This window comes from Neisseria sp. P0009.S007 (assembly GCF_051962515.1).
This window is the reverse complement of record NZ_JBQCVF010000213.1, coordinates 1-2270: the sequence shown is the minus strand read 5'-3', so window position 1 is coordinate 2270 and position 2270 is coordinate 1. Positions and strand designations below refer to the sequence as shown.

The window sequence follows — 2270 nt, the reverse complement described above, 5'->3', positions numbered from 1 at the left end:
CAATCAATACAATATTGGTAAACAACATCATGTCCATACGACATACTCCCGCTTGGATCTCAAAATCAGAAAATATGGATTAAAGGCCGTCTGAAAAACAGTCTTCAGACGGCCTCAGCGTGACGCTCAACGTTGCATTTCCTTGGCTAAAACCAACATGCCTGATGTTTACAGGATATCGTCTTCCCGATTGTGTTCGATCATATCGTTTACCGCTTGGGCGAGCCATGCCCAGCAATCGGGGAATTCTTGACGCTGCTCCCAGCCGGGGTCAGCAAAGTCGTGGATAAGCTGGACTGTGCCGCCTTTGCCGATTTCGAAGCAGGCAGTGTCATCGCAATCGCTGCGTTTGGCGAAGGGAATCAGTTTTCTATTGGGATAACGCGTTTGCATGCCTTGGTATAGCTTGGCGGCCCAATCGCTATCGAGCAGATGCCAAATATCGAAATCGACTAAATTCAGTTCGACGATTTTTTCAAATGATTCAGGGTATTCAAAGTGGGGAATATCGAGCGTATAGCTTTTCATCGTTTGATTCCTAGTTTGAGGCTACCTGAAAAATGAAACTGGGCGTATGGTTTTTAGAGGGCCTTTGCCACGTTTCACTCAATATTCACCCGTTTCAGGCGCAAGGCATTACCCAATACCGACACCGAGCTTGCCGCCATTGCCGCGCCTGCGATGACGGGATTTAAAAAGCCGAGTGCGGCGAGCGGAATACCCAAGATATTGTAGAAGAAGGCGAAAAACAGGTTTTGTTTGATGTTTTTCAAAGTCGCCTGCGACACCAGCAGGGCATCGGCGAGCTGGTTGACCGAATGCTGCATCAGCGTGGCGGACGCAGTGTGTTCGGCAACATCCGCACCGCCTTTCATCGCAAAGCTGACGTTGGCGGCAGCGAGCGCGGGCGCGTCGTTGATGCCGTCGCCGACCATCGCCACGGTTTTGCCGGCGGCTTTGAGTTTCTGCACTTCGGCGGCTTTATCGCGCGGACTCATATTACCAAAGGCGTGTGCGATGCCCAGTTGTTTGGCGACATATTCGACCGTGCCTTGGTTGTCGCCGCTCATAATATAGACATCGATATTGTGTTTTTTCAGACGGCCTACGGCTTCGGCGGTATCGGCTTTCAACGCGTCTGCAAGTGCGAATGCGCCGATAGGTTTGTTATCGACTGAGACTGCAACAATGCTTGCAATGTCCCAAACGCCGTCTGAAAACTTCGGCAAGGTCAATTCGGCAAATTCGGCTTTGCCTGCTTTCACCAAACCCACGCCTTCCACTTCGGCGGTAATGCCTGCGCCGACAACGGTTTGCGCGTTTTGTGCGGCGGGAATGTCCAAACCGCGCGCTTGGGCGGCGGAAACGATGGCGCGGGCAAGCGGATGAGCGGCGTTTTGTTCGACGGCGGCGGCGATGCGGTACAAAGCGTCTTCGTCAAAGCCGCTGTCGGGAACGCAATAAACGGCGGCAACCTGCGGCTTGCCTTCGGTCAGCGTGCCGGTTTTGTCCAACACGACGGCATCGACGTGGGCAGCTTCTTCCATCGCCGCCGCGTCTTTAAACCAAATGCCGTGTTTCACTGCTTTACCCATGCCGACCATAATCGCGGCAGGGGTTGCCAAACCGAGTGCGCACGGACAGGCAATCACCAAAACAGCAACGGCGTGCATTAGTGCAATCGTCCAATCGCCTTTCACCAGCCAAGTAACAATAAAAGTCAAAAGTGCAATGCCCACGACAGTTGGCACGAACACCGCCGCCGCCTTATCCGCCACACGCGCAATCGGTGCCTTGCTGCCTTGCGCTTCGGATAGCGCGTTCATCATGTCGCCGAGCAGGGTTTGGCTGCCGAGCTGCGTGGCGCGGTACACCACGCTGCCTTCGGTCATCAGCGCGCCTGCCAACACTTTGCCGCCTGCCTTTTTCTCTTCAGGATTGGATTCGCCGGTAAGATGACTCTCATCCGCCCAACCGCAGCCGCTTTCAATGATGCCGTCGGCGGCAATGCGTTCGCCGTGGTTGGCGCGGATTAGGTCGCCGATTTGCACTTGGTCGATGGGAAGCTGTTGCCATTCGCCGTTGCGTTGTACATTGACTTGAGTCGGCGTGAGTTTGAGCAGCAAGCCCAAGCTGTTCAGGCTGGATTTTTTAGTGCGGTGTTCCAAAAATTTGCCCAGCGACACAAAACCGATCACCATCACGCCTACTTCAAAATACACGTGTGCCATGCCGTGCGCCGCGTGCGGGCTGAAAAACAGCATATAGAC

Annotated in this window: 2 protein-coding genes; both read right to left on the bottom strand. The window is 54.1% G+C overall.

From position 1 onward, the window contains the following. Positions 1 to 168: 168 nt before the first annotated feature. The gene (locus ACTHS3_RS11715; protein WP_063068181.1) at positions 169 to 528 is read right to left on the bottom strand and encodes a hypothetical protein; all 360 of its coding nucleotides are present in this window, start codon (positions 526 to 528) and stop codon (positions 169 to 171) included. A 74-nt stretch (positions 529 to 602) separates the two neighbouring features. Continuing rightward, the coding region (locus ACTHS3_RS11710) for a copper-translocating P-type ATPase (RefSeq protein ID WP_440368010.1) at positions 603 to 2270 on the bottom strand (1668 nt) is incomplete at its 5' end.